The sequence below is a fragment of the Malikia sp. genome, assembly GCF_028687635.1.
Taxonomy (GTDB): Bacteria; Pseudomonadota; Gammaproteobacteria; order Burkholderiales; family Burkholderiaceae_C; genus Malikia.
Genome location: NZ_JAQTZS010000010.1, coordinates 1 through 25,081 on the forward strand (window position 1 = coordinate 1; position 25,081 = coordinate 25,081).

A 25,081-nucleotide genomic window follows, 5' to 3' on the forward strand; every position below is an offset into this window, starting at 1 on the left:
ACCGTGACCGCTGTCTCTTCCGTATCCAGCGTGCCATCGGTGGCCACGTAGCTGAAGCTGGCCTCGCCGTTGAAGCCGGCGTCCGGCGTGAAGGTGACCGTGCCGTCCTCGTTGAGCACCACCGTGCCGCCCGTGCCGCTCGTGACCGACTTGATCGTCAGCGGGTTGCCATCGGCATCGGTGTCGTTGCCCAGCAGATCCTCTGCGGTGTACGTCACTTCCGTATCTTCGGCCGCCTCCAGGCTGTCGGCCAGGCCCACCGGCGCATGATTGGCATCAGTGGGGTCGCCGTAGCTGGTGCCTTTGACCGTGATCGAAAGCCTCTGGGTCGCCAAGGCGCCATCTGCGGTCTTGACGGTGTAGGTGAAATCGTCCAAGCCGATCTTGCCGGCTAGCACGTTGTCGGCGTTGTCACCGCCCGGCACGTAGCTATAGTCGCCCGACTTCTGCACGATCAGCGTGCCGTACTTGCCCATCACGACCACGCTGCCATCGGCCGAATCAGACACCAGCGTGCCGTTGACCGAGTACAAGCTGGCGCCATCCGGCAATTCGCCGTCATTGTCCAGCAGGTTGCCCTTGATCGCTTCGGCCTGCTGCTCGGTCACCGTCGCGGTGTCCTTGACCAGATTCAGGCCGACAAGCGAGTTGACGATGCCGTACCCGCTCTCCTCCGCCGCATTCTCCAGGTCACCGATATCGCCAAGAAGCGCGTTCAGGCTATCCAGACTGGTCGCGTTCTTCAGCAGCGTCTCAAGCTGGTCGTTGGTTTTTGCCAGCTGATCGGATTGTGTCGCGATCAGCGCGCTGAGATTGCTGGGCAGCGCGGCATTGACCGCGGCCGTGACCGCCGAGGCGCTCAGCGTCGCGCCGCCAGCGGTCGCCGTCTTGATGAGGTCGAAGGCATTGAAATTGCTGTCGAGCGCCGAGGCCAGCGACAGGCTGGTCGCGATCTTCGTTATATCGGCGATCGGCGTGCCCGCTGGCAGTGCCTTCATCACCGTCGCGGTGATCTTGAACGCCTGCGTCATCGCATCGCTGGCGCTGACGCCGGCCTGCTTGGCGTTGAGCGAGGCTTCGATCACGTTGCCGATCGAGATCGCCGCGGCGGTCATCTTCTGCGCCGCCGCCAGCGTCGCGGCGTTGGCCGTCCCGCTCTTGATCGCTTCGACGAAGTTGAACGAGCCCAGGTCAAGGTTCGCTGGCAGCCCCAGCATCGCCTTGAGCTCAGTCTCCGTGATCGCGCCCGACGCCACCAGGGTCGACAGCGGCGATACCACCGGGTTACCCGCCCCGTCGTTGGCCGACAGGGTCAGCGAGAACTTCTTGCCCGTGAAGGTATCGGTCGTCTGCTCGTCCGAGACGATGATGAACTTGGCGCCCGCGACCGACTGGTACGAGACATTGAGCGCGCCGTTCGCGTCGGTGCGGCCGAGGTACTCGCTCTCGTCGGCGACACCGTCCTTGTTCGTGTCGTAGTAGACCTTGGCGTTGTTCAGCGGACCGTCGATGACAGTCAGCGGCTTTTCGTTGAGATCGGTGACCGAGACGATGACGTCACGCGCGCTGCTGAGGTTGTCCTGGTCGGTCGCGATGACCTTGAAGCTGTAGCTCGACTTGGTCTCGAAATCGGCGGACGCCTTCAGCGTCACCGCGCCCGTCTTCGGGTCGATGTTGAGCAGCGCGCTGTCGGCGCCGGCCAGGCTGTAGACGATGGCGCTGCCTTCGACGTCGGTCGCCGTCGCCTGGTAGATCACCGTCTCGACCTTGGCGTTTTCATTGACGCTGCCGGTGCCTCCGCCGCTGAAGACGGGGGCGTCGTTGACCGGCGTCAGGTCCAGCGTCGCGCTGCCGGGCACCGTCGCCTGGCCGTCGCTGACCTGGTAGCTGAAGCTGACCGACGAGTCGTCGTTCAAAGCCGGTGTGTAGGTCCAGCTGCCGTCGCCGTTGTCGACCAGTTGGCCCTTGCCGCTGACGACCTTCAGATCGGTTACCTTTAGCAGGTTGCCATCGACATCCCTGGCATTGGACAGCAGGTCTTGCTGCGTGATCTTGCGACTATTGTCCTCGGGCAGCGGGGTAAGAGTGACACCGTCCGTTGTCGGCGCGTGGTTGACACTTCCACCACCGCCACCATCGCCCGATGCCAAGAGGGCGACAGGCGCCAGCGCGAGCAGGCCGAGGCCGAGTGGCGAGAAGGCAGCGATCGCCGCACCGGCACCCGCACTCGTACCGCCAGCCGTTGCGCCGGCTTCAGCCCCTGCCTCGGCACCGATCTTGCCGTCGGCGATGCTGCCCTCTGCCGGAGCCTCCGCCACCTCTTCCTGCGGGACGTCGGCCTTGTCCTTCGCCGGCTCGTCGGGCACGGGCGGCTCGGCCGGGTCGGCGGCGGCGACGGTATCGGCCGGCACCGCATCTTGCAGCTCCTTCGGGAGCTCGCCATCGGAGCGCAGTCGCTCGGGATCGGCGGGCTTATAGGCCTCTTCAGGCAGCGCCCGCGCGCCAGCCCAGACGGTATCGAGCAGCAGCAGACCGATGGCCGTGATGGCCAGATCACGCGAAGGGAACAAGCGACTGACTTGGGTACGGTACAGACGCGCGACGATTGCAGCTAGGCGATTTTTCATTTGAATTAGACCTTGAATAGTCTTTTCGAGGACGACAACTGGGAAGCGGCTATTTCGATCATTTCAGTGCCAAGAAAAAATCTAATAACGGCAAGTTAGTGGATTTTATTCTACGTCATTTCAAAAACGAACCGCCAAAACCGGCCTGCAAAAGGGCCATCGGGGGGTATTGATGTCATTTAGGTGTTTGTTTTCGTCCAGTAGTGCTGGGTGTCGTCGAAGGTCCACAGCTCCGTCGCGTCCCCGATCACCGCGACGACCGTGCGGATGCCCAAGTCGTACAGCGGCTGCTTGACACCGGAAGACTCCATGTCGTTTAGCGCATTGCTTAGCGTTGCCTCGTCGGCGACGATGCCGACGTCGAGCTGCGCCAGGTGGTTAAACAGCGACTTGGTAGCGGTCGTTCCGTCTTCTTTGACAAAAGATTGGAGCAATGTGCTCAGTTCGCTCAGATCTGTCCCGGTCCCGAGCTCGACCACGACATCGCTGGTCGAAGTGACCTTGTCGACTCCGAGATCGGCCATCGCCTTCAGGCTGGTCTGCAGCTGCGCGGCGCTGGTGTCGAGCCAGACCTCCGCTTGCGGCAGCGCGGTCAGCAGACCGGCGTCGTGCAGCGCGGCGGCCAGACCGTCGTCGATCGTGACCGAGGCACTCGCTTGGAGGTCGATCGAGTGGATGCCGGAAGTCTTCAGCGTATCCACCAGGGTGACCAGGTTGGCGCCGGTCAGGTCATCGGGCACCAGATCGACGTCGTTCTTGACGATATCGACTGCCTGCTCGAAGCGGGCCTGGCTGGCGGCCACCGAGTCGTCGACGCGCACGTCGAAGTCCAGGCCGGCGCTGATCAGCGCGCTGAGCGCCGCGTCGCTGGCCAGGTCGTCGAGCGCCAACTGGTCAACCGCGAGATGATCGACGCCGGCGGCGACGAGCGCACTCGCGACGCTCTGCAGGTCCTGCAGATCGCTGTGGCTGGCAACGGCCAGCGTGACATCGAGCGCCTGGTCTTCGTTTGTCGAGAGCTGTCCGCTCTGATCGGTGTCGCCGAACAGCGGCAGACCGGTCGCGCTGAGCGCGGCGCCGGTGCCCAGGTCCACCGTCAGGCTGTGCCCTGCGCTGGCCGCCAGCAGCACGTCGTCCACGCCGAGCTTTTGCAGGTCCTTCAGGCTCGTGCCCAGGTGCATGCCCGCCGCCGAGTTGATGTCGACCGAGATATGGTCAGCCGCAGCGAATGCGAGGCCCGCGTCGATCAGCTGCTGCGCCTGTGCGTCGCTCAGTGCGACCTGATTCACCAGACCGGCGCCGCGCAGCGCGCCCAGATCCGTCATCACGCCCGTCAGGTAGGCGCTGTCGCTCAGACCCGAGGTCAGATCGATGCTCACCGCGTCGATACCGGACGCCTGCAGATCACCGGCCAGCGCCGCCGCCTCGCCCAGCTGCGTCGCATCGGCGACCGCCAGCGTGACCTTGCCAGCGCCGATTTCGCTGCCCGTCAGCACGCCGTCGCTGTTGACGTCGATGCCGAAGGTCGGCAGGTCGGTTGCGACCAGCGCATCGACGTCGCCCAGGTCCACGGTCAGGCTGGCGCTCGCCTCGGCGCCCGCCAGCAGCACGTGGTCCACGCCCAGCTTCTGCAGGCTCTTCAGACTCGTGCCCAGGTGGGTGCCTGCCGCCGCGCCGAGCGCGATCGCATCGGCCGCCGCCGCGACTGCCAGACTCTCGCTGATCAGCAGCTGCGCGTCGCTCAGCACGATCTGGTTCACCAGACCGACACCGCTTAGCGCGTCCAGGCCATTCATCACACCCGTCAGATCGACGCTATTGGTGAGATCACTATGGGTCAGGTCGATCTTGACAGCATCGATACCGGCCGCATGCAGACCGCCAGCCAGCGCCGCCGCCTCGCCCAGCTGCGTCGCATCGCCCAAGGCGAGCGTCACATGAGCTGCGGCAAGCTCGTCTTGGATGAGTTCGCCGTCGCCGTCGATATCGCCAAACAGCAGACCGACTTCGTTCAGCGCGGCACCGCTGCCCAGATCCACCGTCACGCCACCCGGCAGCAGCTGCACGTTGTCCACGCCCAGCTTCTGCAGGTCTTTCAGGCTCTTGCCCAGGTGCATGTCTTGCGCCGTGTCGGCGTCGAGCCAAATGTTGTCAGCTGCCGCGAATTCGAGGCCCACGTCGATCAGCTGCCGCACCCGCGCATCGGTCAGCGTCACCTGGACGTCATTGTCCACGCCGCCCAGATCGATCCGAGTCGTCAGGCCCGCGTTGTGCAGCGCCGTCAGATCAGTCAGCCCCGTCTGCGACGCTTGCGTCAGCAGCGCCGACAGCGCTGCGTTGTAGTCGCCGTTCACGCTGGCCAGATTCACCATATGCACCACATCGATGCCCGCCGCGCTCAGACCGCCGGCCAGCTTCGCCGCCTCGCCCAGCTGCGTCGGGTTGGCGACCGTCAGCGTCACGTTGCCGGTGCCGATTTCGGTGTCATCCAGCTTGCCATTGCCGTTGCCATCGATGCCGAACCGCGACAGGTTGTCGGCGACCAGCGGGCTGCTTTCGCTACCCAGCGACAGCGTCAGGCTGTCCGGGCGGCCGTCGACATGGGTGATCCCCACACGGTCGATATCGATGGCCCGCTGCTGCAGCGCCTTGAGGCTCTCGCCCAGCGTGGTGCCCGAGCTGAAGATCAGGACTTCATCCTCGCCGTTGATCGTGATCGTCGCCTGGTTCGGCGTCGTCACGGTTCCGTCGGAAACCTGATAGCTGACCGTGATGACGGCCTGCTCGCCCTTGTCGTACTGCTGGTACGCGGCCGGATCGACCCGCAGCTGACCGCCCGACAGGCTCAGGCCCGCCGGCGCCGTGGCCGCGACGCCATTGATCTGGTAGCTGACGCCGCTGACGCTGAGCGTATCGCCGTCGATGTCGCTGGCGCCGGCCAGTAGATTCAGCGTATAGAGCGCATCGCTCTGCGTCTTGCTGCTGGTGATCGGCGTCGCGGTCGGCGCGTCGTTGACCGGCGTGAGGTCCAGTGTCGCCGTGCCGCCCACCGACTTCGGATCGGCCGTGCCTGGCTCTCCGCTGGTGCCGTTATCGGTGATGGTGTAGCCAAAGCTCACCGCCGTGTCGTCGTTCAAGGCCGGCGTGTAGGTCCAGCTGCCGTCGCCGTTGTCCGCCAGCGTGCCGCTGCCGGCCGTGATGGCCAGGGCGCTGGCCACCCGGGTGTCGTTTTCCACATCGGCCGCGTTGGCCAGCAGCTCGGCCTGGGTGATGGTCCGGGCACCGCTGTCTTCGGCTACCGCCGTCAGCGTCACCACGCTCGTCGTCGGCGCGTCGTTGACCGGCGTGAGGTCCAGCGTCGCCGTGCCAGCCACCGACTTCGGATCGGCCGTACCTGGCTCTCCGCTGGTGCCGTTGTCGGTAATGGTGTAGCCAAAGCTCACCGCCGTGTCGTCGTTCAAGGCCGGCGTGTAGGTCCAGCTGCCGTCGCCGTTGTCCACCAGCGTGCCCTTGCCGCCGGCCGTGATGGCCAGGTGGCTCACCGTCAGCTTGTGGTTCTCCAGATCAGCCGCGTTGGCCAGCAACTCCGTCTCCGTGATCGTGCGCGTGTCGTCTTCGGCCATCGCCGTCAGCGTCACCGCGCTGGTCGTGGGCGCGTCGTTGACCGGCGTGAGATCCAGCGTCGCCGTGCCAGCCACCGACTTCGGATCGGCCGTGCCTGGCTCTCCGCTGGTGCCGTTGTCGGTGATGGTGTAGCCAAAGCTCACCGCCGTGTCGTCGTTGGCCTCCGGCGTGTAGGTCCAGCTGCCGTCGCCGTTGTCCGCCAGCGTGCCCTTGCCGCCGGCCGTGATGACCAGGTTGCTCACCGTCAGCTTGTTGTTCTCCAGATCAGCCGCGTTGGCCAGCAGCTCGGCCTGGGTGATGGTCCGTGCAACGCCGTCTTCGGCAACCGCCACCAGCGTCACCGCGCTGGTCGTGGGCGCGTCGTTGACGGGCGTGACGTTGATCGTCAACGTCGCCGCCGCGCTGGTGTCGGCGCCACCGTTATCCGTGCCGCCGTTGTCGCGCGCCTTGAAGCCGATCGTCGCGTAGCCCGCGCCGTGGGCGTTGGCCGCCGGCGCGTAGACCAGCTGGCCCAGGTCGGCCGCCGCGATCGAGTCGCCGGCCTGGACGGCCGCGCCTTTGAACGTGAGCGTGCCCACTAGGGGCAACGCGGTGATGATGATGGCCTGCAGGCCGTTGGCCGGGCTGTCGCTGGCATCGGCAAAGCCAAAGTCCGCCGCCGCAAAAGTCTTGCTGCCGTCTTCGGGCACGGGCAGCGTTGTGCTCTGGCCGCTGGGCGCGTCGTTGACCGGCGTGAGGTCCAGCGTCGCCGTGCCGGCCACCGACTTCGGCGCGTCCTTCCCATCGGTCGTGCCGTTGTCGGTGATCGTGTAGCCAAAGCTCACCGACGTGTCGTCGTTGGCCTCCGGCGTGTAGGTCCAGCTGCCATTGCCGTTGTCGGCCAGCGCTCCCTTGCCCTTGGTGATGGCGAGGGCGCTGGCCACCAGCTTGTCGTTTTCCACATCGGTCGCTTTGCCCAGCAGCTCGGTCTGCGTGATCACGCGCGCGCCGCTGTCCTCGAGCACCGCCGTCAGCGTCACCACGCTCGTCGTCGGCGCGTCGTTGACCGACGTCACGTTGATCGTCAGCGTGCTGAGATCGCCTTCCGGCGTGCTGGGATCGTCATCGTCAAGGCCGTCAGTCACCGTGTAGCTCACCACCGGGAAGCCGCCGTAGTAGTTGGCCACCGGCTTGAAGCTGTAGTCGCCATTGGCACTGACCGTGATCTGGCCCTTGTCCTTCACGTCGTAGGCTGTACCCAGCGTGAAGGTGCTGCCCGCAGGCTCGTCCTTGATGCTGAAGGCCTTGATCGTCACCGGACCGTCGACGCTGCTGGTGCCCGTCAGCAGGTTGCCGGCGGCGGGGAAGTCCTCGCTCACGATCCGGGTTTCGTTGGCATCGCTGAAGTTGTCGTTGACCGGCGTGAGGTCCAGCGTCGCCGTGCCGGCCACCGACTTCGGCGCGTCCTTCCCATCGGTCGTGCCGTTGTCGGTGATCGTGTAGCCAAAGCTCACCGACGTGTCGTCGTTGGCCTCCGGCGTGTAGGTCCAGCTGCCATTGCCGTTGTCGGCCAGCGCTCCCTTGCCCTTGGTGATGGCGAGGGCGCTGGCCACCAGCTTGTCGTTTTCCACATCGGTCGCTTTGCCCAGCAGCTCGGTCTGCGTGATCACGCGCGCGCCGCTGTCCTCGAGCACCGCCGTCAGCGTCACCACGCTCGTCGTCGGCGCGTCGTTGACCGACGTCACGTTGATCGTCAGCGTGCTGAGATCGCCTTCCGGCGTGCTGGGATCGTCATCGTCAAGGCCGTCAGTCACCGTGTAGCTCACCACCGGGAAGCCGCCGTAGTAGTTGGCCACCGGCTTGAAGCTGTAGTCGCCATTGGCACTGACCGTGATCTGGCCCTTGTCCTTCACGTCGTAGGCTGTACCCAGCGTGAAGGTGCTGCCCGCAGGCTCGTCCTTGATGCTGAAGGCCTTGATCGTCACCGGACCGTCGACGCTGCTGGTGCCCGTCAGCAGGTTGCCGCTGGCGGTGCCGTCCTCAAGCACGCTCGGGAGGATTTCGTTGTCGTCGCTGAAGTCGTCATTGACCGGCGTGACATTGATCGTCAGCGTCGCTGCCGTGCTGGTGTCGATGCCGCCATTGGCCGTGCCGCCGCTGTCCTGCACCTTGAAGCCGATGCTGGCGTAGCCCGCGCCGTTGGCGTTGGCCACCGGCGTGAAGACCAGTTTGCCAATGTCAATGTCGGCCACCGCGATCGCCTGATTCAGCGTCACGGGGCTGCCGTTGAGCTTGAGCGTGCCCGCCGTCGGCAGCGTGGTGATGAGCACCGACTTCAGCGTGTCACTCTCGCCGCTGGCGTCGGCAAAGCCGAAGTCGCTGGCCGCGAAAGTCTTGCCGCCGTCTTCGAGCATGGTCAGCGTCGCCGTCGTGCCGCGCGGCGCGTCATTGACCGCCGTGACTCTGATCGACAGCGTGCTGCTGACATCCGCGCCACTGCCGTCGGTGACGGTGTAGCTCACCACGGGGAAGCTGCCGTGGTGGTTGGTCGCCGGGGTGAAGCTGTAACTGCCGTCAGCATTGATGGTGATCGTGCCCTTGCCCACCACGGTGTGGGCCTGGCCCAGCGTGAAGGTACCCGTTTCGCCGGTGATGCTGAAGGCCTTGACCGTCACCGCGCCGTCGACGCTGCTGCTGTTGGTGAGCAGGTTGCCAGTGGTGATCGGGCTGTCCTCGAGCACGCTGAGCGTCTCGCTGTCATCCCTGACGTCGTCGTCGACAGCCGTGACGTTGATCGTCAGCGTCGCTGCCACGCTGGTGTCGATGCCGCCGTTGGCCGTGCCGCCGTTGTCCTGCACCTTGAAGCCGATGCTGGCGTAGCCCGCGCCGTTGACGTTGGCCACCGGCGCGTAGACCAGCTGGCCCAGGTTGGCCACCGCGATCGCCTGGTTGACCGTCACGTCAACGCCATTGAGCTTGAGCGTGCCCGCCGTCGGCAGCGTGGTGATGAGCACCGACTTCAGCGTGTCACTCTCGCCGCTGGCGTCGGCAAAGCCGAAGTCGCTGGCCGCGAAAGTCTTGCCGCCGTCTTCGAGCAGGGTCAGCGTCGCGCTCTGGCCACTGGGCGCTTCGTTGATTGCCGTGACGTTGATCGTCAGCGTCGCTGCCGCGCTGGTGTCGATGCCGCCATTGGCCGTGCCGCCGCTGTCCTGCACCTTGAAGCCGATGCTGGCGTAGCCCGCGCCGTTGGCGTTGGCCACCGGCGTGAAGACCAGCTGGCCCAGGTCGGCCGCCGCGATCGCCTGGTTGACCGTCACGTCAACGCCATTGAGCTTGAGCGTGCCCGCCGTCGGCAGCGTGGTGATGAGCACCGACTTCAGCGTGTCACTCTCGCCGCTGGCGTCGGCAAAGCCGAAGTCGCTGGCCGCGAAAGTCTTGCCGCCGTCTTCGAGCAGGGTCAGCGTCGCGCTCTGGCCACTGGGCGCTTCGTTGATTGCCGTGACGTTGATCGTCAGCGTCGCTGCCGCGCTGGTGTCGATGCCGCCATTGGCCGTGCCGCCGCTGTCCTGCACCTTGAAGCCGATGCTGGCGTAGCCCGCGCCGTTGGCGTTGGCCACCGGCGTGAAGACCAGCTGGCCCAGGTCGGCCGCCGCGATCGCCTGGTTGACCGTCACGTCAACGCCATTGAGCTTGAGCGTGCCCGCCGTCGGCAGCGTGGTGATGAGCACCGACTTCAGCGTGTCACTCTCGCCGCTGGCGTCGGCAAAGCCGAAGTCGCTGGCCGCGAAAGTCTTGCCGCCATCTTCGAGCAGGGTCAGCGTCGCGCTCTGGCCGCTGGGCACGTCGTTGACCGGCGTGAGGTCCAGGGTCGCCGTACCGGCCACCGCCTTCGGATCAGCCGCACCATTGGTCGTGCCGTTGTCGGTGATCGTGTAACCAAAGCTCACCGCCGTGTCGTCGTTGGCTGCCGGCTCGTAGGTCCAACTGCCGTTGCCGTTGTCGACCAGCGTTCCCTTGCCCGTGGTGATGGCCAGGGCGCTGGCCACCAGCGTGTTGTTTTCCACATCGATCGCGCTGCCCAACAGCTCGGCTTGCGTGATCACGCGCGCGCCGCTGTCCTCGGCGATCGCCGCCAGCATCACCGCGCCCGTCGTCGGCGAGTCGTTGACAAGCGCGACATTCACCGTCACCGTCGCCGGCACGCTGTCGAGCATGCCATCGGTGGCCACGTAGCTGAAGCTGGCCGCGCCGTTGAAGTTGGCGTTCGGCGTGAAGCTGACCGTGCCGTCCTGGTTCAGCACCACCGTGCCACCAATGCCGGCCGTCACGCTCTTGATGCTCAGCGGGTTGCCGTCGGCGTCGGTGTCGTTGCCCAGCAGCCGCGCTGCGGTGTAGGTCACCGTCTGGTCTTCGGTCGCCGCCAGGCTGTCGGCCACGCCCACCGGCGCGTCGTTGACCGCGCCCACGTTGACCGTCACCGTCGTCGCCGCCGCATCCAGCGCGCCGTCGGTGGCCACATAGCTGAAGCTGGCCGCGCCGTTGAAGTTGGCGTTCGGCGTGAAGCTGACCGTGCCGTCCTGGTTCAGCACCACCGTGCCGCCCGTGCCGGCCGTCACGCTCTTGATGCTCAGCGGGTTGCCGTCGGCGTCGGTGTCGTTGCCCAGCAGCCGGGCGGCGGTGTAGGTCACCGCCTGATCTTCGGTCGCCGCCAGCGTGTCGGCCACGCCCACTGGCGCGTGGTTGGCATCAGCGGGGTCGCCGTAGCCCGTGCCCGTGACCTCGATCGAAAGCCTCTGGGTCGCCAGGACGCCGTCCGAGTTCTTTACGGCGTAGGTGAAATCGTCCTGGCCGATCTTGCCGGCCAGCACGTTGTCGACGTTATCACCACCCGGCATGTAGCTGTAGTCGCCCGACTTGTGCACGGTCAGCGTGCCGTACTTACCCATCACGACCACGCTGCCATCGGCAGAATCAGGCACCAGCGTGCCGTTGATCGAGTACAGGCCGGTGCCCGCTGGCAGTTCGTCGTTGCTCAGCAGGTTGCCATGGATGGCTTCGGCCTGCTGCTCGATCACCGTCGCGCTGTCCTTGAGCAGGTTCAGGCCGGCAAACGAGTTGACGATACCGTACCCGCTCTCCTCTGCCGCATTCTCCAGCTGGTCGATATCGGCGAGAAGCGCGTTCAGGCTCTCCAGATTTCCCGCACTGAGCAACAGTGTCTCGATCTGACTATTGGTAGCTGCCAGCTGGTCGGATTGTGTCGCGATCAGCTCGCTGAGCTCGCTGAAATAGCTGACATGGCTGAGCAGCGCGGCTTTGACCGCCTGCGTGACCGCCGCCGCGCTTAGCGTCGCGCCGCCCTCGGTCTCCTTGGCGATGAAGTCGAAGGCGACGAAGCTGCTGTCCAACGTCGAGGCCAGCGACAGACTCGTCACAATCTTCGTGACATCGGCGATCGACGTGCGCGCCGGCAGTGCCTTCATCACCGTCGCGGTGATCGCGAACGCCTGTGTCATCTGCGCGCTGGTTTCACTTGGACTGAGCGTGCCGCCGTTGAGCGCCTGCTTGGCATTGAGCGCGGCCTCGATCACGTTGCCGATCGCGATCGCGGCGGCGGCCATCTTCTGCGCCGCGGCCAGCGTCGCGGCGTTGGCCGTCCCGCTCTGGATCGCTGCGACGAAGTTGAACGAGTCCAGAGTCTCACCCGCCGGCAGCACCAGACCCAATGCCTTCAGGAGTTCGGCTTCCGTGACCATGCCCGACGCGATCAGCGTCGACAGCGGCGACAGCACCTGGCCGGTAGTCGTCTGGTTATCGTTGGCCACCAGGGTCAGCGAGAACTTGTTGCCGGTGAACACGTCGACGGTGTCCTTATCCGACACGACGATGAACTTCGCGCCGGCCACCGGCTTGTACGAGATCTTGAGCGCGCCGTTCTCGTCGGTCTTGCCGAGTTTTTCGCTGTCGTCGGCGACACTGTCCTTGTTCGCGTCGTAGTAGACCCAGGCGTTCATCAGCGGGCCGTCGATGACGTTGATCGTCTTCTCGGTCAGATTGTTCACCGTGACGGTGATGTCGCGCGCGGGGTTGAGATTGCCATCGGTGGCGATGACCTGGAAGCTGTAGCTCGACTTGGTCTCGAAATCGGCGGACGCCTTCAGCGTGACCTTACCTGTAGTCGGGTCGATGTTGAGCAGCGCGCTGTCGGCACCGGCCAGGCTGTAGACGATGGCGCTGCCTTCGACGTCGGTCGCCGTCGCCTGGTAGATCACCGTCTCGACCTTGGCGTTCTCATCGACGCTGCCGGTGCCGCCGCCGCTGAAGACGGGGGCGTTGTTTTCGGTCAGATTGTTCACCGTGACGGTGATGTCGCGCACGGTGCCGAGGTCGCCATCGGCCGCGATGACCTGGAAGCTGTAGCTCGACTTGGTTTCGTAGTCGGCGGACGCCTTCAGCGTGACCTTACCGGTAGTCGGGTCGATGTTGAGCAGCGCGCTGTCGGCACCGGCCAGGCTGTAGACGATGGCGCTGCCTTCGACGTCGGTCGCCGTCGCCTGGTAGATCACCGTCTCGACCTTGGCGTTCTCATCGACGCTGCCGGTGCCGCCGCCGCTGAAGACGGGGGCGTTGTTTTTGGGAGTACCGCCACCGCCACCGCCACCGCCACCGCCACCGCCACCGCCACCGCCGAGCCCCAGGAGCGCGAGAGGCGCCAGCAAGACGGGATTGAATGGCAGGCCGACCGCTGCGGCGCCAGTCGCACCGGCTTGAGCCCCGATCTTGGCATCGGCGATGCTGCCCCCCGTCGCCTCTTCCTGCGGAACATCAGCCTGGTCCCCAGCCGGCCTGTCGATCTGCTCGACGAGCATGAGCAGTCCCAGCGGGTCGGCAGAGAGGGCTGCGGCCTCGGACGGCACCGCGTCTTGCGGCTCCTGCGGGAGCTCGTCATCGGAGCGCGACGGCTCGGGATTGGCGGGCGGATAGGCCTCTTCGGGCAGCGCGCGCGCGTCAGCCCAGACGGTATCGAGCAGCAGCAGACCGATGGCCGTGATGGCCAGATCGCGTGACGGAAACAGACGACTGACTTGGGTACGGTACAGACGCGCGACGATTGCAGCTAGGCGGTTTTTCATTTAAGCTAGAAAATAGATGGTGTTCTCTTGGATAACAACTGAAAAGCCGATATCCTTATCATTTATATGTCGGGGAAAATCCAATAACGGCAAGTTAATGGGGTTCATTCAGTTACCGTAAACCCTGCTTAATTCTTCTCTTTCATGCTCATACCTGCTCACGCACTGTGACGGCGTGACGAGAAGAGGCGCAGCCCTGTTCAAGCCGTGTGGGTTCGTGCCAGAATTATGCCGCCATGCTGATCGCGCACCAGATTGCCCTCGACCCGAACAACGCGCAGGCCACCTGTCTGGCCCGCGCGGCGGGCGTGGCGCGCTTTGCCTACAACTGGGCGCTGACCGAGTGGAAGCGCCAGTACGAGACCTGCAAACTGGATCCGACGCGGCCCAAGCCCTCGCAGGCGGCACTGCGCCGCCAGTTGAACGCCATCAAGAGCGAGCAGTTTTCCTGGATGCTCGAAGTCACCAAGAACGCCCCCCAGATGGCGATCATCCAGCTGGGCCAGACGTTCCAGAGCTTCTTCGCCGGCCGTGCCCGCTATCCGCAGTTCCGCGAGAAAAGCCGGCACGACCGCTTCAGTCTGAGCAACGACCAGTTCAGTCTCGACGCCTCGCTGGCAAAGTCCTGTCGGCTACCGTCTCGCGCGTGGCAGAGCGCTGGTTTGTCCAGGGCATGGTCAGGAACCGTCGCCTGGCCCGGTCGGTGGCCGACATGGGATTCTTCGAGTTCCGGCGGCAACTGGACTACAAGGCCTTGATGCGCGGCGGGCAAGTCATCGTCGCGGATCGCTGGTATCCCAGCAGCAAGACCTGCTCGGGCTGCGGGCACCAGCTCGATCAACTGCCGCTGTCGGTGCGCGAGTGGACCTGCCCGCACTGTGGCGCTGTCCATGACCGCGACGTGAACGCGGCAGTGAATCTCAAGAACATGGCCGTGAGTTCCACCGTGTCAGCCTGTGGAGAGGAAGGCGCTGGCCTTCGTCGCAAGACGAAGACGAAACCGGCCTCGGCGAAGCAGGAAGTCAGCTCCGCTGATCGCGGGATCAGGCGCGCGGCAGCGTGACGCCTTGCTGGCCCTGGTACTTGCCGCCACGGTCCTTGTAGCTGGTCTCGCAGACGTCGTCCTTGTCGCTCTCGAAGAACAGCACCTGGGCACAGCCCTCGCCGGCGTAGATCTTGGCCGGCAGCGGCGTGGTGTTGCTGAACTCCAGTGTCACATAGCCTTCCCACTCGGGCTCGAATGGCGTCACGTTGACGATGATGCCACAGCGCGCGTAAGTGCTTTTTCCCAGGCAGATGGTCAGCACGTTGCGCGGGATGCGGAAATACTCGATCGTGCGCGCCAGCGCGAAGCTGTTGGGCGGGATGATGCAGAAGTCGCCGTGGAAATCGACAAAGCTTTTCTCGTCGAAGTTCTTCGGGTCCACCACCGTGCTGTGGATGTTGGTGAAGACCTTGAACTCGGGCGCGCAGCGGATGTCGTAGCCATAGCTGCTGGTGCCATAGCTGATGACCTTCTTGCCGTCGACCTGACGCACCTGGCCCGGCTCGAAAGGCTCGATCATGCCGTGCTGCTCGGCCATGCGCCGGATCCATTTGTCGCTCTTGATGCTCATGCTTGACTCCAGTTGCACCCGATTGTAGGGGTCGCGCTCATTCGTGGCGCAGCGCCTCGATCGGGTCCAGCCGCGCCGCGCGCCGGGCCGGGAAGTAGCCAAACAGCACGCCGATGCCGGCCGAGAACACGAAGGCCAGCAGGTTGATCGCGGGCTGGAACACGTACGGCATGTCCATCACCCGCGCCAGGCCGAAGCCGGCCAAGGCGGCCAGCGCCATGCCGATCAGGCCACCCAGGCTCGACAGCACCACGGCCTCGACCAGGAACTGCAGCAGCACCTCGCGCTCAAGCGCGCCGATCGCCAGCCGCAGGCCGATCTCGCGCGTGCGCTCGGTCACGCTGACCAGCATGATGTTCATGATGCCGATGCCGCCGACCAGCAGGCTGACTGCGGCGACCGCGCCCAGCAGCGTGGTCATGATCCGGGTCGTGCCCGACAGGGTGTCGGCCAGCTGCTTGGTGTCGAGCACGTTGAAGTTGTTGTCCTCGCCCTCGGCCAGCTTGCGCCGCTCGCGCAGCAGCTCGGTGATGCCGGCGCTGACGCGGGCCGGGTCGCTGGCCTCCTGCATCGAGACCAGCAGGGTCTGGACCCGGGTGTTGCCGGTCACGCGCCGCTGCAGCGTCTTGATCGGCAGCAGCACCAGGTCATCCTGGTCGTTGCCGAAGGCGCCCTGCCCCTTCGACGCCAGCAGGCCTACCACCTCGCAGGACATCCGCTTGACGCGCAACGCCTCGCCGACGCCGCTGCGGCTGCCGTAGAGCTCGCGCCGCACCGTCTCGCCGATCAGGCAGACGGCAGCCCCCGCGCGCAACTCGTCGGCGCTGAACTCGCGCCCCTCGCGCAGCTGCCAGTTGCCGGTGGCCAGCCAGCCGTTGTGGCTGCCGATCACGCTGCTGCTCCAGTTGCGGCCGTTGGCGACCACCGTGGTGCTGGTGCGCGCCTCGGGCGCGACCGCGCGCACGCCGCCGATCTGGGTCGCGATCGCCTCGGCGTCCGGTTCGCGAAAGGACGGCGCGAAGGCGCCGCTGGCGCCAGGTCCACCCATCAGGCGCTGGCCGGGACGCACCTGCAGCAGGTTGCTGCCCAGGCCGGCGATCTGGTTCTGGATCGACAGCGTGGCGCCCTGGCCCAGCGTGACCATGGTGATCACCGCCGCGACGCCGATCACGATGCCGAGCACGGTCAGGAAGCTGCGCAGCAGGTTGCGCCGGATCGAGCGCCAGGCCAGCACCAGCGTGGTGAAGAACATCAGCGCGCCTCCGTCACAGCCGCTAGCCGCGCCGGCGGCAGGCCGACCCGATCCGGGTTCGGACCATCGCTGGCGATCCGGCCATCGACGAAGCGCACGATGCGCCCGGCGTAGGCCGCGATGTCGACCTCGTGCGTGACCATCAGCACCGTGATGCCCTGCTCCAGGTTCAGGCGCTGGATCAGCTCCATGATCTCGTGGCCGCGCTGGCTGTCGAGGTTGCCGGTCGGCTCGTCGGCCAGCAGCACCTGCGGCTGGGTCACGATGGCGCGCGCGATCGCGACCCGCTGCTGCTGGCCGCCCGAGAGCTCGGAAGGCAGGTGGCCGGCCCAGGACAGCAGGCCGACCTGCTCCAGCGCCCGCTGCGCGGCGGCATGGCGGGCGACGGCCGGCTCGCCACGGTAGACCAGCGGCAGCTCGACGTTCTCCAGCGCGGAGGTGCGCGCCAGCAGGTTGAAGCCCTGGAACACGAAGCCGAAGTAGCGCCGCCGCAAGCGGGCGCGCTCGTCGCGCGCCAGCGACTGCACCTCGACGCCACGGAACCAGTAGCGGCCGCTGCTGGGCTGGTCCAGCCCACCCAGGATGTTCATCGTGGTCGACTTGCCAGAGCCGCTGGGACCCATGATGGCGACAAACTCGCCGGCGGCGATGTCGAGGTCGACGCCCTTGAGCGCCTGGAACGCCGTCTCGCCCTGGCCGTAGGTCTTGCCGATGCCGCGCAGGCGGATCAGTGGCACGCCCGGCCCCGCCTCGGCGGTGTCGACCAGCGGGTTGACTTCCTCCCCGGCCTGAAGGCCGAGGATTCCTACCGGGTTGGTGCGCGCGCTAGACACGCATCAACCCTTCGGTGGGTTCCTGCTTCTTCGCGGCTGCGCGCTTCGCCCTCGCGGGCTTGGCGCGGCTGACTTCCGCTCCACAGGCTGCGGTCCCACGGGACCAGACCGCCAGTCCGGCGGCCAGAATGTTCTTCGCGGCGTTCGTGTCCGCGTTTTCAGTGTGACTGCAGGCCACGCAGGCAAAGACGCCTTGCGTCTGGCGGTTGTCGGCCGAGACATGGCCACAGTGGCTACAGCGCTGGCTGGTGTAGGCCGGGTTCACAGGCACCACGGCACCACCTCGGGCTGCGCACTTGTATGCGAGCTGGCGGCGGAACTCGGCCCAGCCTTGATCCAGGATCGCCCGGTTCAGTCCCGCCTTCTGTCGCACCTGCTTGCCCGGTGCCTCCACCGTGCCGGCGGCGCTGGCCGACATCGCCGCGACCTTCAGATCCTCGATGGCGATCACCGGGTGGCGATCTGCCAGTTCCGAGCTCAGCTTGTGCAGCCAGTCGCTGCGCTGCGCGGCGATGCGCGCATGGATACGGCTGAGCCGCCCCACGGCCTTGCGGCGGTTGCGCGAGCCCTTGACCTTGCGCGAGACGGCGCGCTGGTAGCGCTTGAGGCGGTGCTGCTGGCGCTCCAGCGCCTTGAGCGGCTCGATCTTCTGGTCGTCGCTGGTCGCCGCGAACAGGGCCACGCCCAGATCGATGCCCAGCGTCGGCGCCAGATCGGCGGCTGGCAACACGTCGGGCAGCTCGACCTGCAGCGACACGAACCAATGACCGCGCTCGCGGGTGACGGTGGCGTTGCGCGGTTCGCCGACCACGGGCTGCGACAGGCGCAGGCGCTGCCAACCCAGCTTGGGCAGCTTCACTCGGGCGTTGACAGGGTCCAGCGCGAACTGTTTCGGATCGGGGAAGCGCAAGCCCGGCTCCTGGCCGCGCCGCTTGAACTTGGGGTAGCCGCCCTGGCCCGCGAAGAAGCGCTGGTAGGCGGCTTCGAGCCGGCGCAGCGTCTGCTGCAGCGGATGGACCGGGGTTTCAGCGAGCCAACCGGTTTCGGGCGCGTGCCGCCATGCGGTGAGCCACTGACACATGGCTGCGTGCCCGGCGAACTTCTCGCCCGCCTCGCGCCGGCGCTGCTGCTCGGCGATCGCGGCATTCCACACCCAGCGGCACGAGCCGGCAAACCGGCGCAGGGCGCGCTCGGTGCCGGGCTTTGTGCGAAGCTGAAAGCGGAAAGCCTTGATCGACATGGGCAGGCTATCGTAGCAGCAAAGGTGGTCTGTGCTGTGATGGATGTGGTCCGCTGCGCGGGCCGGCGCTCTTGACCTCCCCCTGAAGGGGGAGGCTTGCCGCGCTCCTGGTCAAGGCTTGCTCCCGGCGCTGCGCTGGTCGGTGATGACCTGGTCACCTTCCTTGATGTCCCCCTCGACGACCTCGGTCATGCGCCCGTCGCTGATGCCGGTGCTGACGGCCACCGCGACCGGCTGGCTATCGCGCAACAGCCAGACCTTCTTGGCGCCGGCCTTGCTGTCGGCGCGCGCGGTCTTGCGCGCGCTGGCGGGCGGGCGCGGCATCATCATGGACAGCACGCTGCCGCCCTGCGCCTGGCCATTGACCGGCGTGAAGCGCAGCGCGGTGTTGGGCATCAGCAACACGCCCCGGCGCTCGGTCGCGACGATGTTGGCGCTGGCGGTCATGCCTGGGCGCAGGCTCAGGTCCTGGTTGTCGACCTCCAGGTAGGTGGTGTAGGTCACGACGTTGTCGGTCTTGGTCGGGCCGAAAGCCACCCGGGTGACCTCGGCCGGGTACTGGCGCGCGGGGTAGGCGCCGACGCTGAAGCGCGCCTTCTGGCCGACCTGGACCGCGCCGACATCGGCCTCGTCCACGCTGACCTCGACCCGCATGCGGCGCAGGTCCTCGGCGATCGTCATCAGCGTGACCGCCTGCAGCGAGGCCGCCACCGCGTTGCCGGGCTCGACCGAGCGCGACAGCACGACGCCGTTGATCGGCGAGCGGATCGAGCCCTTCGAGAGGTTGGTCTCGTCGGTCGACAGGGTGGCGCGGGCCTGCACGATGCCGGCGCGCGCGCTGTCCTCGCTGGCGCGGGCGCGCTCCAGCGCGGCGCGGCCGGCATCGAGCTCGGCCACCGACGGCACCTTGCCGCCCGACAGGCGCGCGACCTCCTCCAGCCGGGCCAGGCTGGCCTGCGATTCCTTGAGCGTGGCGGTGGCCAGCGCGAGCTGGGCCTGGGCCGCCGCCAGCGCGGCGCGCGAGCGGGCGACCTGGTCGGACAGCTTGGCGGTGTCGAGCTCGACCAGCAGCTGGCCTTGTCTCACCTTGTCGTTGACATCGACCGAGACGCGCCGCACGGTGCCCGACAGCTCGCTGCCGATGTTGACCGAGCGCGTCGGCTGCACCGTGCCGTTGGCCGAAACCGTCAGCGTGAGGTCGCCGCGCCCGACTGGCTCGGTCACGTAAAGCGGCTGGGCCTGTTGCGCCTGGCGCCCCGACCAGTAATAAAGGCCGGCCGCCAGCGCGAGCAGGACCAGCGCGAGCACCCACCAGAGCGGACGGCGCCAGCCGCGCGGCGGGCGATCGGCCCCCAGCAGTTGCGCGACGGCGTCGGATGCAGGTTGAACGGTAGCGTCGGTTTTGGTCATGAGGGGTCAGGGATTGGAGGCGGCGGCATCGGGCGTCCAGCCGCCGCCCAGCGCCAGGTACAGGCGCACATGGTCGGCGCTGAGCGCGGCGCGGGTGGCTTCGAGCTCGCTTTGCGCCGACAGCAGGGTGCGCTGGGTGTCGAGTACGGTGCGAAAGTCGATCAAGCCGCTGGCGTAGCGCTGGCGCGCCAGCAGTTCGGCGTTGGCCGCTGCCTCGGCGGCGGCCCGCAGGCGCGCCAGCCGCTCGCGGTCACCCGCCAGCGCGGCGAGCGCGTCCTCGACCTGCCGCAATGCGCCCAGCACGGCGGCCTCGTAGCCGATGCGCGACTGCTCCAGCGCCGCTTGCTGGGCGCGCACCTGCGCCCGCGCCGCGCCGCCATCGAACAGCGAGGCGCTCAGGCCCGCCAGCAGCGTGCGCGTGAGCGAGGTCAGCTCGAACAGGTCGGCCGGCCGGGTCGCGGCCAGCCCGAGCGAGCCGGCGAGCTGAAAGCTGGGCCAGCGCGCCGCGTCGGCCTGCCGCACCCGCGCCAGCGCCGCCAGCACGCGCTGCTCGGCCGCGCGCAGGTCGGCGCGCTGGCGCAGCGTCTCGGCCGGGAAAGACAGGACCAGATCCGCCGGGGGCAGCGGTATCGGCTGAACGGAATCGAGTAGCGACTGGGTGGCCGCTGGGGCCTGGCCGCCGAGCAGGGCCAGCGCGTGCGCGGTCTGGCTCAGGCTGGCCCGCAGCGCCGGGATCTGGGCCCTGGTCTGCTCGGCCGCCGCGCGTGCCTGCTCCAGATCGAGCGAGGACGCCAGCCCGGCCTGCACCCGCCAGTCGGTGATCTGGAGGGTGTCTTGCTGGGCCGCCAGGTTGGCGCGCGCGATCGCCAGCCGCGCCTGCAGCCCGCGCAAGTCGATATAGGCCAGCGCGACCTCGGCGGCCAGGTCCACGCGGGCCTGCTCCAGGCCATAGCGCGCCACCTGCAGCTCGGCCTCGCCAGCGGCGACCCCGGCGCGCTGGCGGCCGGCCAGGTCGGGGTCCCAGCCGGCGTCGAGACCAGCGCGCCAGCCATTGGCCGCCGGGTTATCGCCGACGCGGCTACGCTGGACCGATGCGCTCGCGCCGAGTTCGGGCCAGCGCCCGGCCTGCGCCACATCGCGCAGGGCGCGCGCCTGCTCGACGGCGGCCAGCGCGCCGCGCACGCTGGTGCCAGCCTGCAGCGCCCGATCGACCCGCGCCATCAGCTCGTTGTCGCCGAAGCCGCGCCACCAGAGCGCCAGCTCGGTCGGGCCTGGCTCGGGCCTGGACCGAGCGGCATCGACCGCCGGCATTTCCGTCGACATTTCCGCCGACGCTTGCGACCACTGCAGCGGCAGCAAGACCGCAGGCAAGGCTGCGGCATCGGCTTCGCTCCGCGCGACAAGGTCTGGCTGGGCCGGCTCGGCCGTGGCCCAGCCGGGTACCCATGCCAGTGCCAGCGCGACTCCGACCAGCGCCCGCCCGGCTTGGCCAGTAGGACGGGTCCGGCGGATCGGCGCCGTCATCGGATCGAGGGGGGTTCGGGTTTGCATCGAGGGTCGGGGTATTGCTGCACTGCATCGTAACGCCAGCGCGCGTCGCCCGTGGAGCGGACCAGGGCGTAGCCCCGCACCGGCCAGGCAATTGCCGGCGGCTCGGGCGGCATCAAGGCGCCGATGGCCGAGCGGGCCAGCGTCAGGTGCGGTCGATAGGGTCTGGGATCAGGCGCCAGGCCCAGGCGCCGCAAGGCCTGCCCGAGCGCTGCGTGCAGCCGCAATAGCGGGGGTGGAATCTGCTCGCAGGTCAGCACCGCGATGCCGCGCCACAGCTCGGCCCGGTCCAGCATCAGCTCGAAGGGCTCGAAATCGACCGCCAGGCCGGCGCGCAGCCCGGCCAGCCGGTCGGATGGCAAGCGACCCAGGAAATGCAGGGTCAGATGCCAGTCGGCCTCCTCATAGCGGCGGGCCGCGTCGGGCCAGCCCCAGCACAGGGCTTGCTCGCGCAAGGCGGCGCGCCCGGCGGCATCGGGCCAGAGGGCCAGAAACAGGCGCGGGCCAGGCTGCGTCATCAGCCGGCCGCGTCAGTTCGCCGCCGCGCTGCCGGCCGGCAAGCGCGCGAGCTCGCGCCGCTTCATCGCCAGGTAGTCGTCACGGTCGAGCTCGTGCAGCTGGCGCGCATGGCGCTCGGTCGCGTCGAACCAGGCCTGCAGGCGTCGCTCGGGCCGCTGCGCCGCTGGCAAGGCCAGCGCGCCCAGGTAGGCCTCGACCGCCAGGTAGTAGCGCAGGGTGTTGCGCTCGACCGCGCCGCGCAGGCCTTCGATATAAATAGGGCTGCCGTCGGCGGCGCGGCCGACAATGCTGAAACCCACCTTGTCGCGGCCCAGCGTCGCCAGGTAGCCCTGCAGCGCCAGCCTGGCCGCCAGCCCGTAGCGGTAGGCATAGTTCAGGCGCAGGAAGCTGCCGCCCGAGGGCAGCGGCGTCAGCTCAAGCCCGATCCGGAAGTCGCGCGTGCCCAAGGGACCCTCGGCGGCTTCGAGCCGCAAGGCCAGATAGTCGGGCTGGCTGACCAGGATGCGATAGCCCAGACTCAAGGCGAAGGCGTCGGCCACCGGCTGGTCATGCTTGCGCCCGATGGCGATCTCCAGGCGGCGGTCCGCACCCGTGCCCAGCGCCAGGCAATGCTTGACATTGAGGTGCAGCATCAGGATGTCGCACCAGGCCTGGTGTGATTGCAGCGCCGCCGCCGCGACCGCGAACGACTGTGCGATGACGGCATGGATCTCGCCGCTCAGGCGGTCGCCTTGCTGCACCGATTCGAGCACCAGGGGGCGCCCGAAGGCGCTGTCGGCCAAGGCTGCGCCGAGCTCGGACTGGCGCGCGCGCAGGGCGGCTGCATCCTGCGCCCAAGCCAACGGAGCCAGCGCCAAGCCAGCCAAGGCGAGCATCAGCCAGGCGGTCACGGACCAGATGGACCAGACCGACCGGAGTCGGCCCGCCTTCGCCTTGACAGCGGTGATGGCAGTGGTGGCGGCAATCGGCATGGCGCCCTCCCTGAATGCAGCTCGACCCATTCTAGGCCGATAAGATGACGCCTGCCCATGAAGCCAGCCCCCGCCCAATCCCGCACCAACCAAATCGCCAGCCTGGCCACACTCGGACGCGGGCTGCTGCTGGCCGCCGGTGTCGCGCTGCTGGCCGGCAGCGCGTCGGCCTTGTTCCTGCACGCGCTCGACTGGGCCACGGCGACGCGCCTGGTCAACCCCTGGCTGCTCGCCGGCCTGCCGCTGGCGGGCTTCGCGGTCGGCTGGGTCTACCTCCAGCTCGGCGGCCGATCGGACGGCGGGAACAACCTGCTGATCGACGAGATCCACCAACCGCGCCAGGCCTTGCCGCTGCGCATGGCGCCACTGGTGCTGCTGGCGACCGTGATCTCGCACCTGTTCGGCGCCTCGGTCGGGCGCGAGGGCACGGCGGTGCAGATGGGTGGCGCGCTGGCCGACCAGCTCGCACGCGCCTTCAAGCTGGCGCGCGAGGAACGCCCGGTGCTGCTGATGTGCGGCATCGCGGCCGGTTTCGGCTCGGTCTTCGGCACCCCGCTGGCCGGCGCGGTGTTCGCGCTTGAGGTGCTCGCGGTCGGACGCCTGCGTCACGCCGTGCTGCTGCCCTGCCTGGTCGCGGCGCTGCTGGCCGACCGGATCGCGCTGTTCTGGGGCGTGACGCATTCGCACTACGCCGTCGCGCCCTTCGGATCGCTGTCGCTGCTTCAGCTCGCTGCGCTACTGCTGGCCGGCGTGCTGTTCGGCCTGACTGCCAGGCTGTTCGCTGGCGCCAGCCACGCGCTGGCCGCGCAGTTCAAGCACCGCATCGCCTGGTCGCCACTGCGCCCGCTGCTGGGCGGCTGCGTGATCGCCGCCGTCGCCTGGATCCTCGGCGCAGAGCGCTACCTCGGCCTGGGCCTGCCAGTGATCCAGCAAGCCTTCGAGCAGCCGCTGCCGGCCTGGGACTTCGCGGGCAAGCTGGTGTTCACGGCGGCCTCGATCGGCTCGGGCTTCAAGGGCGGCGAGGTCACGCCGCTGTTCTTCATCGGCGCGACGCTGGGCAACGCGCTCGCGCCGCTGCTGCGGTTGCCCCTGGACCTGCTGGCCGCGGTCGGTCTGGTCGCGGTGTTCGCCGGCGCGGCCAACACGCCGCTGGCCTGCACGCTGATGGCGGTCGAGCTGTTCGGTGCCGCGCTCGGCGTGCCGGCCGCGATCGCCTGCGCGGCCAGCTACCTCTGCTCCGGCCCGCTGGGCATCTACAAGTCGCAGCGAGCCGGTGAGGGCAAGGTCGCTCAGCCCCGGCCACCCACAGCCTGACACGATTCCTTCACGCGCCCCGGGTAGATTTCCGGTCTGATCCGCGCGCAGGCCCGCCCTGCGACACCCAACCCTTTTGCCGACCGCCCCACAGGGAGCCCCGTGACCATGCCTTGCGGCCACCTGCCCCGTTTTCTCTCGCTGGCCTTGCTGACGCTGTGCTGCGCGCTGGCCGCCTGCTCGCCACGCCAGCTCATCGTCCAGGGCATGGGCGATGCGCTCGCCAGCCAGGGCCAGGCGCAGGAGGAAGACCTGGAGCTCGCGCGCGAGGCCAGCGCCTTCTACCTGAAGCTGTCGGAATCGCTGCTGCGCGAATCGCCCGGCAACCTCAAGCTGGCCGAAGCGGTCACGGCCGGCTTCACGCAGTACGGCTACGCCTTCGTCGCCTTCGAGGCCGAACGACTGGCCGCCCAGGATGCCAGGAAGGCACACAAGCTCGACCAGCGGGCCAGACGACTCTACCTGCGCGCGCACCGCCACGCCATGGCCGCGCTGGAACAGGCCCAGCCCGGTTTCGCGCGGGCGCTGGCACAGCCTGATCCACAGCGCTGGCCCCGGATCAGCGAATCGCAAGTCGGCGTCGCCTACTGGGCCGCCACCTCCTGGGGCGCCTACATCTCCCTGTCCAAGGACGACCCCGAGGTGGTGGCCGACCTGCCGCTGGCGGTGCGGCTGGCCGAGCTGGCTTGGCGGGTGGCGCCAGCCTTCGGCGACGGCGCGCTCGCCAGCCTGATGGGCAGCTTCGAGGCGGCTCGGGCCGGTGGCTCGCGCCAGCAGGCCACCCGCTATTTCGATCAGGCCATCGCGGCCAGCGCGGGCCAGAACGCCGGCCCCTATGTGGCCAAGGCCGAAACCCTCGCGCTGCCCGTCGGCGACCGACCCGCCTTCGAGGCGCTGCTGCGGCAAGCGCTTGCCGCCAGCGCCACCCGCGGCGACCTGTCCAACCAGGTGATGCAGCAGCGCGCCCTCTGGCTGCTGGAAACCGCCGACGACCTGTTCTGACCCGACCCGCCCG

Annotated in this window: 14 protein-coding genes; 4 read left to right on the forward strand and 10 right to left on the reverse strand. The window is 67.8% G+C overall.

Annotated elements, in window-relative coordinates:
- On the reverse strand, nt 1–2,570 hold a 2,570-nt coding region (locus PHR85_RS08045), incomplete at its 3' end, for a tandem-95 repeat protein (RefSeq protein ID WP_300052754.1).
- Nucleotides 2,571–2,806: 236 nt separating this feature from the next.
- Nucleotides 2,807–13,363 (reverse strand): cadherin-like domain-containing protein, encoded by a 10,557-nt coding sequence (locus PHR85_RS08050; RefSeq protein ID WP_300052757.1) that lies wholly within the window; start codon nt 13,361–13,363, stop codon nt 2,807–2,809.
- A 236-nt stretch (nt 13,364–13,599) separates the two neighbouring features.
- Between PHR85_RS08050 and PHR85_RS08055 the strand changes: the two genes are divergently transcribed.
- A complete protein-coding gene (locus PHR85_RS08055; RefSeq protein WP_300052759.1) occupies nt 13,600–14,121 on the forward strand; it encodes a transposase in 522 nt (173 codons plus the stop codon).
- Nucleotides 14,076–14,426 (forward strand): zinc ribbon domain-containing protein, encoded by a 351-nt coding sequence (locus PHR85_RS08060; protein ID WP_300052761.1) that lies wholly within the window; start codon nt 14,076–14,078, stop codon nt 14,424–14,426. The genes PHR85_RS08055 and PHR85_RS08060 overlap by 46 nt, the downstream gene beginning before the upstream one ends.
- Here PHR85_RS08060 and dcd read toward each other — a convergent pair.
- The 8 genes from dcd to PHR85_RS08100 form a co-directional block, all read right to left on the reverse strand.
- Nucleotides 14,407–14,979 (reverse strand): dCTP deaminase, encoded by a 573-nt coding sequence (gene dcd / locus PHR85_RS08065; RefSeq protein ID WP_300052764.1) that lies wholly within the window; start codon nt 14,977–14,979, stop codon nt 14,407–14,409. The two genes, PHR85_RS08060 and dcd, sit on opposite strands and share 20 nt — an antisense overlap.
- 37 nt (nt 14,980–15,016) lie before the next feature.
- Nucleotides 15,017–16,231, reverse strand: a complete 1,215-nt coding sequence (locus PHR85_RS08070) for an ABC transporter permease (protein WP_300052767.1) — start codon at nt 16,229–16,231, stop codon at nt 15,017–15,019.
- A complete protein-coding gene (locus PHR85_RS08075) occupies nt 16,231–16,998 on the reverse strand; it encodes an ABC transporter ATP-binding protein (protein WP_300052971.1) in 768 nt (255 codons plus the stop codon). The genes PHR85_RS08070 and PHR85_RS08075 overlap by 1 nt, the downstream gene beginning before the upstream one ends.
- 58 nt (nt 16,999–17,056) lie before the next feature.
- Nucleotides 17,057–18,304: a transposase gene (locus PHR85_RS08080; RefSeq protein WP_300052770.1), complete on the reverse strand. Its 1,248-nt coding sequence runs from the start codon at nt 18,302–18,304 to the stop codon at nt 17,057–17,059.
- 111 nt (nt 18,305–18,415) lie between these two features.
- Entirely contained in the window at nt 18,416–19,714 is a 1,299-nt protein-coding gene (locus PHR85_RS08085) for an efflux RND transporter periplasmic adaptor subunit (protein ID WP_300052772.1), read from the reverse strand.
- A 6-nt stretch (nt 19,715–19,720) separates the two neighbouring features.
- A complete protein-coding gene (locus PHR85_RS08090; protein ID WP_300052775.1) occupies nt 19,721–21,265 on the reverse strand; it encodes an efflux transporter outer membrane subunit in 1,545 nt (514 codons plus the stop codon).
- Complete coding sequence (thpR, locus tag PHR85_RS08095; RefSeq protein ID WP_300052778.1) at nt 21,235–21,780, reverse strand: RNA 2',3'-cyclic phosphodiesterase; 546 nt, start codon at nt 21,778–21,780, stop codon at nt 21,235–21,237. Before thpR ends, PHR85_RS08090 begins: the two co-directional genes overlap by 31 nt.
- A gap of 12 nt (nt 21,781–21,792) precedes the next feature.
- A complete protein-coding gene (locus PHR85_RS08100) occupies nt 21,793–22,752 on the reverse strand; it encodes a hypothetical protein (protein WP_300052780.1) in 960 nt (319 codons plus the stop codon).
- A 57-nt stretch (nt 22,753–22,809) separates the two neighbouring features.
- Between PHR85_RS08100 and PHR85_RS08105 the strand changes: the two genes are divergently transcribed.
- Nucleotides 22,810–24,066, forward strand: a complete 1,257-nt coding sequence (locus PHR85_RS08105) for a chloride channel protein (RefSeq protein ID WP_300052782.1) — start codon at nt 22,810–22,812, stop codon at nt 24,064–24,066.
- 108 nt (nt 24,067–24,174) lie between these two features.
- Nucleotides 24,175–25,068, forward strand: a complete 894-nt coding sequence (locus tag PHR85_RS08110) for a TRAP transporter TatT component family protein (RefSeq protein ID WP_300052973.1) — start codon at nt 24,175–24,177, stop codon at nt 25,066–25,068.
- Nucleotides 25,069–25,081 lie beyond the last annotated feature (13 nt).

Bases quoted from the DNA above. Each gene is read 5' to 3' on its own strand.
- PHR85_RS08050 (WP_300052757.1), bottom strand. From the start codon at position 13,363: ATGAAAAACCGCCTAGCTGCAATCGTCGCGCGTCTGTACCGTACCCAA.
- PHR85_RS08055 (WP_300052759.1), top strand. From the start codon at position 13,600: ATGCTGATCGCGCACCAGATTGCCCTCGACCCGAACAACGCGCAGGCC.
- PHR85_RS08060 (WP_300052761.1), top strand. From the start codon at position 14,076: ATGGGATTCTTCGAGTTCCGGCGGCAACTGGACTACAAGGCCTTGATG.
- dcd (WP_300052764.1), bottom strand. From the start codon at position 14,979: ATGAGCATCAAGAGCGACAAATGGATCCGGCGCATGGCCGAGCAGCAC.
- PHR85_RS08070 (WP_300052767.1), bottom strand. From the start codon at position 16,231: ATGTTCTTCACCACGCTGGTGCTGGCCTGGCGCTCGATCCGGCGCAAC.
- PHR85_RS08080 (WP_300052770.1), bottom strand. From the start codon at position 18,304: ATGTCGATCAAGGCTTTCCGCTTTCAGCTTCGCACAAAGCCCGGCACC.
- PHR85_RS08085 (WP_300052772.1), bottom strand. From the start codon at position 19,714: ATGACCAAAACCGACGCTACCGTTCAACCTGCATCCGACGCCGTCGCG.
- PHR85_RS08090 (WP_300052775.1), bottom strand. From the start codon at position 21,265: ATGCAAACCCGAACCCCCCTCGATCCGATGACGGCGCCGATCCGCCGG.
- thpR (WP_300052778.1), bottom strand. From the start codon at position 21,780: ATGACGCAGCCTGGCCCGCGCCTGTTTCTGGCCCTCTGGCCCGATGCC.
- PHR85_RS08100 (WP_300052780.1), bottom strand. From the start codon at position 22,752: ATGCCGATTGCCGCCACCACTGCCATCACCGCTGTCAAGGCGAAGGCG.
- PHR85_RS08105 (WP_300052782.1), top strand. From the start codon at position 22,810: ATGAAGCCAGCCCCCGCCCAATCCCGCACCAACCAAATCGCCAGCCTG.
- PHR85_RS08110 (WP_300052973.1), top strand. From the start codon at position 24,175: ATGCCTTGCGGCCACCTGCCCCGTTTTCTCTCGCTGGCCTTGCTGACG.